The sequence below is a fragment of the Ginsengibacter sp. genome (genome assembly GCF_057362405.1).
Window position 1 is genome coordinate 1 of the sequence record NZ_JBMQQG010000100.1, and the last position, 7501, is coordinate 7501.

6 protein-coding genes are annotated in these 7501 nt (G+C 38.0%); 5 read left to right on the forward strand and 1 reads right to left on the reverse strand.

Annotated features, from left to right (window positions below):
- The 4 genes from ACO1O5_RS08770 to mce all read left to right on the forward strand — a co-directional run.
- The coding region (locus tag ACO1O5_RS08770; RefSeq protein WP_486269469.1) for a hypothetical protein at window positions 1-294 on the forward strand (294 nt) is incomplete at its 5' end.
- Between the two features lie 22 nt (window positions 295-316).
- Window positions 317-1114 (forward strand): polysaccharide deacetylase family protein, encoded by a 798-nt coding sequence (locus tag ACO1O5_RS08775; protein ID WP_486269470.1) that lies wholly within the window; start codon window positions 317-319, stop codon window positions 1112-1114.
- Between the two features lie 49 nt (window positions 1115-1163).
- Window positions 1164-2420 (forward strand): family 8 glycosyl hydrolase, encoded by a 1257-nt coding sequence (locus ACO1O5_RS08780; protein WP_486269471.1) that lies wholly within the window; start codon window positions 1164-1166, stop codon window positions 2418-2420.
- 349 nt (window positions 2421-2769) lie between these two features.
- On the forward strand, window positions 2770-3171 hold the full coding sequence (gene mce, locus ACO1O5_RS08785) for a methylmalonyl-CoA epimerase (RefSeq protein ID WP_486269472.1): 402 nt from the start codon (window positions 2770-2772) through the stop codon (window positions 3169-3171).
- 31 nt (window positions 3172-3202) lie between these two features.
- On the opposite strand, the gene ACO1O5_RS08790 is transcribed toward mce, so the two are convergent.
- A complete protein-coding gene (locus ACO1O5_RS08790; RefSeq protein ID WP_486269473.1) occupies window positions 3203-3841 on the reverse strand; it encodes an MBL fold metallo-hydrolase in 639 nt (212 codons plus the stop codon).
- Between the two features lie 80 nt (window positions 3842-3921).
- Between ACO1O5_RS08790 and ACO1O5_RS08795 the strand changes: the two genes are divergently transcribed.
- Complete coding sequence (locus ACO1O5_RS08795) at window positions 3922-7329, forward strand: hypothetical protein (protein ID WP_486269474.1); 3408 nt, start codon at window positions 3922-3924, stop codon at window positions 7327-7329.
- Window positions 7330-7501 lie beyond the last annotated feature (172 nt).

The window sequence follows — 7501 nt, forward strand, 5'->3', positions numbered from 1 at the left end:
CCCATGTTTCTAAGTTATGGTGTTCCTGAAAAAGGCGATGCAAACTGGCTGGATCACCGGGGGAGTTATAAAGCCATTATTGCCGCGGGCTCGGCGTACAAACTTTTAGGCGCAAAAGATTTAGGCGTATCAAATGATTATATGAAGGAATATATGCCACCTGTTAATGTTGGTCTATTGGATGGACAACTTGCCTGGCGCCAGCACGACGGCGGCCATACTGATGCACCAAATTTTAAATATTTTATCCCATGGGCAAATAAGATGTTGGGCTACGAAAAAAAATCGCAATAAAAATTCAATCAACAATTAAAAGATGAAAAAAATATTTTGTTTTATACCATGCTTACTGATGTTGCACTTCTTTTCAGATGCACAAACTAATACAACGTGGAATGGTAAGTCATGCGCTGTAGTGCTAACCTATGATGATGGCTTAAACGTTGATCTCAACAATGTTATACCTGCATTGGATTCGGTTGGTCTGAAAGGAACTTTCTATATCTCTGATTATTTTAACGGATTGAAAGATCAAATCTTTAAATGGAGAAAAGCCGCAGCAGAAGGCCATGAATTAGGCAATCATACTGTATGGCATCCGTGCGAAGGAGGAAGGCCGGGAAGAGAATTTGTAAAGCCGGAAAGCGATATGAATAATTACACAGTCGCCCGCATGGTGAAAGAAATACAAACAATGGACAATATTTTAAAAGCAATTGATGGAAAAGAAGAGCGGACATTTGCATATCCATGTGGCGATATGAAAATTCACGATACGGTTTACCTGGACGGACTAAAAAATGAATTCATTGCAGCAAGAGGTGTAGCGCCTGCGATGCAAACAATAGATAAAGTTGATTTACACAACATCGATTGCTATGGCATCAATGGACAAACAGGTGATCAATTAATTGATCTTGTAAAGCAGGCAATGGAAACTCACACATTACTGGTTTTTCTTTTTCATGGAGTTGGTGGCGAACATTCTCTGAATGTTTCACTCGAGGCGCATAGTGCGTTGCTGCATTTTCTTCAACAAAATCAAAAAGATATTTGGATAGCACCGATGATTGATGTGGCGAAGTATATTAAAAATTATCAACAAAAGAATTAGCAATAACCCGTGTTGATTCAATATTAATCTTGTTTATAAAATAATCAATATGAAAAAATATTTGCTGGCGCTGTTACTAGTTATAACAGTTAAGGAAATCATAGTTGCTCAAAACACAAATAACTCAAATTCCTCAGCGTATTATTCAGGCATGTATCCGAACCTTTTCCTGGAAGCAGGTTATAAGCAGAAAGATATTGATGCAAAAGTTGATAAAGCTTATTATGATTTGTTTGAAGGCCCGCACAAGATATATTTTGAAGTGGGTGATTCAATGGCGTATGTGTCTGACATAAAAAATCATGATGCGAGAACAGAAGGTCTTTCGTATGGAATGATGATTGCTGTTCAATTAAATAAAAAAGAAATGTTCGACAGAATCTGGAGATGGTCAAAGAAATATTTACAACACCAGGACGGCCCCCGAAAAGGTTATTTTGCCTGGAGCATTAATCCTGCCACGATGAAGAGAAATTCAGAAGGCACTGCTTCAGACGGGGAACTTTATTTTATAACAGATCTTTTATTTGCATCTAATCGCTGGGGAAATAACGCGGGGATTGATTACTACAAAGAAGCCCGTTATATCTTGGACAATTTGTGGAAGAAAGATGGTACTGATAGCATTTATAATATCATCAATACAGCACATAAACAAATTACATTCACGCCGGAAGCCAGTAATTATCATTTCACCGACCCATCTTACCAGTTGCCTGCATTCTTTGAAGTATGGGCATTATATACCAAAGATGGTCACGAACAATTTTATAAAGATTGTGCTGATACTGCCCGGGCTTTTTTACATCGTGCCTGCAGTTCATCAACAGCATTAAACGCAGATATTACCGATTTTGACGGAGTGCCACGTCAAACAAGGTGGATGCCAGCCGCCTTTCGTTATGATTCATGGCGTGTGCCGATGAACATTGCAATGGATTATAACTGGTTTGGAAAAGATAAAAAATGGCAGCAGGATTATGCAAAACGCTTTCAAAATTTTCTTAAATCAAAAGGCATCCACACATTTGACGACCAGTTTAATATTGACGGATCGACCCCAAATCAAATTTTACCAGCGGGTGGCTTTAAAAAGTTACGACATTCACTTGGTTTAGTGGCAACCGCCGCAACCACAGAAATAATCAATAAAGACAACTTCGAATTTGTCCGTGCATTGTGGGATGCCAAACTACAACCTTATGACGACAGCTACTTTGATCCCTATTACGATGGTTTGTTGTATTTGTTTGGCCTGATGCATTTGAGTGGAAAGTATCAAATTATAAAACCACACAAATCTTAATATTTTATAATTCCTGGAAATTTATTTTTAGAGTTAAAAACACAGTAAATAAAGTATATGTGTATTTGGGTGTTTTCGTTTTTATTAATTGACCTATCGTCTAATGCCAGCGAAATATCTGGCAACCAATAATTCCCTGTTAAACCGGGTAGTGAAAATTCCTCAACATAACCAAACTGGCGGGTTATTACTCTTAGCTTGAAAACGAAGTGTCCGCAAAGCAGTTTCCCTCTGAACCTTCGTTTGCAAACTAAAAATTTTATAACATCAATATCAAATCGCTAATTCTTTGCTTACTTTGAGCCTTAGCGCCATCGTCATTAAATATTATTTTTTAGAAAATTGTCTCATGAAAAAAATCGAGCATATAGGCATTGCCGTTAGAAGTCTTTCTGTTTCTATTCCTCTTTTTGAAAAGTTACTTAATACGCGCTGCTATAAAACAGAAGCTGTAGAAAGTGAACAGGTTAATACCGCCTTTTTTATTAAGGGAGAAAGTAAAATTGAGTTATTGGAAGCTAATGCGCCGGGAGGCGTCATTAATAAATTTATAGAAAAAAAGGGCGAAGGCATGCACCACATTGCTTTTGAGGTGGACAACATAGAAGAAGAAATGAAACGCCTGGTGAAGGAAGGATTTACGTTGATAACAGAAAAACCCAAAGAAGGAGCCGATAATAAGTTGGTTTGTTTTCTTCATCCAAAAGATACTAACGGAGTTTTGATTGAATTGGTTATGGAGAGAAAATAATTATTGAGACTCATAATTTACTTTCCCGGTCTTATACCAAATATGGGTTGTACTTTATTTCCTCTCCTATTGTGGTTGCCGGGCCATGACCCGGGTACACTTTCACATCCGGCGGCAATGCGAATAATTTTTCCTTAATATTTTTAATGAGACTTTCATGACTCCCGCCAGGCAAGTCAGTGCGCCCAATGCTTTGATAAAATAAAACGTCGCCTCCTATAACAAATTTTTGCTTTTCGCAATAAAAGCAAATACTTCCCGGAGAATGACCTGGCGCTTCAATAACCTGTAAAGAATCTTCGCCTAATGAAATAATATCGCCCTCTTTTAAAAAAAACAGTTCCCCCTGGTAATTATCAAACGGTAAATTGAACATTAATCCTGATGCCGGAGCCATCTGCAATATAGACTCTTCATTTTTATGAATCTGAAGTGTTAAGCGGTAGGCTTCCGCAATAAATTTATTGCCAAATACATGATCGAGGTGGCAATGAGTATTAAGCAACATTGCAGGACGCAACCCATTGTTATTTATAAACGATTGTAATACGTCCTTTTCTTCTTCGGAATAGCAGCCGGGATCAATGATGATACATTCATGGGCCTCATTATAAAGAACGTACGTATTTTCCTGGACTGCATTAAAAGTTAAAACTTTGATAAGGAACATGGCATATATAAAATAGAGGTAATTTCATTTTCCTGATTAACCTGAAACGTTTAATTTTAGGCAATTATAACCTACAGTACATGCAAGATCACAAGAATCAATTTGACAAAAAAATTTTTCTTCTTCTATCATTTTTTTTCTTTTTAGCATCAATGGCAAATGCGCAGGTAAGTAGCGTTCAATTTGGCAAAAACCGGGTTCAATTTAAAAAATTCAAATGGCAATATTATCAAACCAAGAATTTCAATTCATATTTTAATCAGGACGGGCAGGAACTCGCAAAATATGTGGCCCAGGTAGCTGAAGAGGAACTGCCGGCTATGGAAAAATTTGTGGAGTATAGTTTGCAACGCAGGGCCAATATTGTTATTTACAACAGCTTTGGAGATTTGCAACAAAGTAATATTGGGCTTGGCATCGACTGGCAAAATACCGGCGGAACTACCAAATTAGTTAACAATAAAATGGTTGTTTATTTTAATAGCAATCATGCAGACTTACGCCGGCAAATTAGGGAGGGCATTGCAAAAGTGCTTACTGAAAATCTTCTGTTTGGCGATGATCTCGGTGAAGTTGCCGGCAACGCAGCGCTTCTTGATTTGCCCCAATGGCTTATCGACGGTTATGTAGCCTATGCAGGCCAAAACTGGAGCACCCAACTTGATGACGAATTAAAAAATGAGATCGAGAGTGGTAATTATAAAAACTTTTACCAGTTGGCTTTTGAAAAACCTTTACTTGCCGGCCATGCATTTTGGTATTACATAGAAGAAAAATATAAGAGGGAAAACACCACCTATCTATTGTACCTGGCCCGTGTTTATAAAAGTTTGAACCGGGCGTCCCAGACAGTTACTAAAAAAAGAAAGTTCAAAGAAGTACTTTCTGATTTTATGACCTATGAACAAGACAAATACGATAATGATATTTCACGCCGCAAAAACTATCCGAAGGGAAGTGAGATTACAGACTTTACTGTAGGAAAAAGAATAGATTATTTTCATTTTAATGTAAATCCGAATAAACGTAACGGCTCTTTTGCCGTTGTTCAATATAAAAAAGGAAAGTACCGGTTGTTACTTAATGAAGATGATGTGGATAAAACATTATTGAAATTTGGCTCGGTAAGTAAGGTAGATGAAATCAACCCTAATTATCCAATGATGGCCTGGGACCCAAAAGGCACAAGGCTTTCCGTATTATATGAAGAAGAAGGTCACATTAAACTTTTTGTTTATGATGTTCTTACAAAAATAAAACCTTACAAGCGGGACCTTACGGATCGCTTTGACCAGGTACAGGATATGAAGTATATGATTAACAGCCAGACATTGCTTTTCAGCGCTGTTAAAAACGGACATTCAGATATATATTCTTACGACATTGAAAATGACAAAGTGAGACCGATAACCAATGACGTTTACGATGATCTTGATCCGTCATTTGTTTCTTTTCCAAATAAAACAGGAATTATATTTTCAAGTAACAGGCCAGCCGCCGGCACAAAAGGTTCTGATACTTCATTACTAAATAACCGGTTCAATATCTTTCTAATAACCGACTTTACAACCAACCGACCGGAGCTTAATCAAATAACCCAACTCACCAATTTAAAGTTTGGCGATGCAAGATATCCTACCCAGTACAGCAATGTTCATTTCACATTTGTCAGCGATCTAAACGGTGTTGGCAACAGGTATGCGGGGCTCTTCAGTACCGAAAAGGAGGGGCTGGATACACTTGTACTAATCGGCGATGACATTCTTCGAAACCCATCTGAGAACGAAGTAGACTCGTTGTTAAAGGTGTATAAAAAGAAAGATATTGATTCCGTAGCGATCGTTTCTGTTTCGAAAGATTCTGCCTACGTATTTCCATTGACGAATTATGAAAGTAGTCTTCTCGAAACAAGGGAAGCCGGAGAGAATCACCAGGTGAGCGAAGTAACAAGACAGAGTGACGATAAAATTCTATATAAGCTTAAGATTGACGAGAACGCTTTACGAAGAAGAAATGTAAGCGCTACTCCTACCGCTTATATGAAACACCTGATGGAAATGGATAAGATTTCAAGAGGTGCGGAAGTTATCAAACCCAGTATTGATACTTCACAAAAACAGGATGTCTTTCAAAATGAATTTAAGGATGAAAAGAAAGATACTGCCAGGAATTTTAATGGCGAAGTTATCAACGAACCAACGGTATTATCAGAGGCAAAACTATATGCTTATAAACCGCTGAAGTTTGCCACTGATTATGTGGTTGCGGGCTTTAATAATGATGTTTTAGGAACAAGATATCAAATATTTGAAGGGGGCGCAGGACCCATAACACTCACGTCGAATAGCGGGCTTGACGGTACCTTGCGCATGGGCACTGCTGATATAATGGAAGATATAAAGATATCAGGCGGATTCAGGCTCTCCACGAATTTAAAAGATAATGACTGGCTACTTCAATTTAATAACCTTAGAAGAAGAGTTGATTGGGGGCTCACGTATTACAGGAGTGTCCAGGCGCTTAATTTTGGAGTTGATTCTTCCAGCTATAGCTATCCCGGAAAAATATTTTCCAATCTCTACCAGGGGAATGCCAGCTACCCGCTTGACGCCACAAAGAGTATTCGTTTAAGCGCTGGCGTTAGAAAAGACCGTGGCGTTGTGAGTTCGTTCGATAATGTGTCTTTAACTGCACGTGATATTTCGAAAACTTATGGTTTAATGCACCTGGAGTATGTATACGATAACACATTAAACCCCGCGCAAAACATTTGGAATGGCATACGTTATAAAGCTTATATAGACTGGAATACCGAAATAAGTAAACCGGCAGCTTTTGAAGGCCGCAACACTTTTAATTTCGGCTTCGATGCGAGAGGTTACTATCCCATTTATCGCAATTTTATTTGGGCAAGTAGGGTTGCAGGTGATTTTAGCTGGGGCAATCAAAAGCTTGTTTATTATCTCGGTGGCATCGATAATTGGTTTATGTTTAGCGACAACCAAAAAAGTAATGGTACTTATCGATATTTTAATCCGGCAAATAAACCAGCTGCTGATGCTAATTATGCATTTCAATCTCTTGCGGTAAACCTTAGAGGCTTCATTCAGAATGCTGCCAACGGAAACAATAACGTTGTAATAAATAGTGAATTTAGGTTACCTGTTTTTACGACGCTGTTCAGTAAACCTATAAATAACGCATTCGTAAGGAATTTTCAATTAACGCAATTTATTGACCTGGGATCAGCATGGAATGGGGCTTATAATAAACTGGCCAGGCCTGATATAACTTATGCCAATCCAAGCGACCCAACAGTTACCGTTAGTATTAAAGCGCCGGGTGTAGGACCTTTCCTCGGCGGATATGGGTTTGGCGCCAGGAGTACTTTACTTGGCTATTTCTTAAAGTTTGATGCGGGCTGGCCGATGAACGGTTTCTTTAGAGGTAAGCCAATTTATTATTTTAGTATGGGACTTGATTTTTAAATGGCGAAATTATTTTAATAATTGATTGCCCGGTTTAATAATTAAGCCGGGCAATTTTTTTATAATGAAATAAAATATTCCAAAGAAAAAAACTCACAGACATTTTTATTTTTTATTCATTTGCAAGAACAATCGAATTGGTTTTAGAAAGCTCTTGTTTTTTAAATTTTCC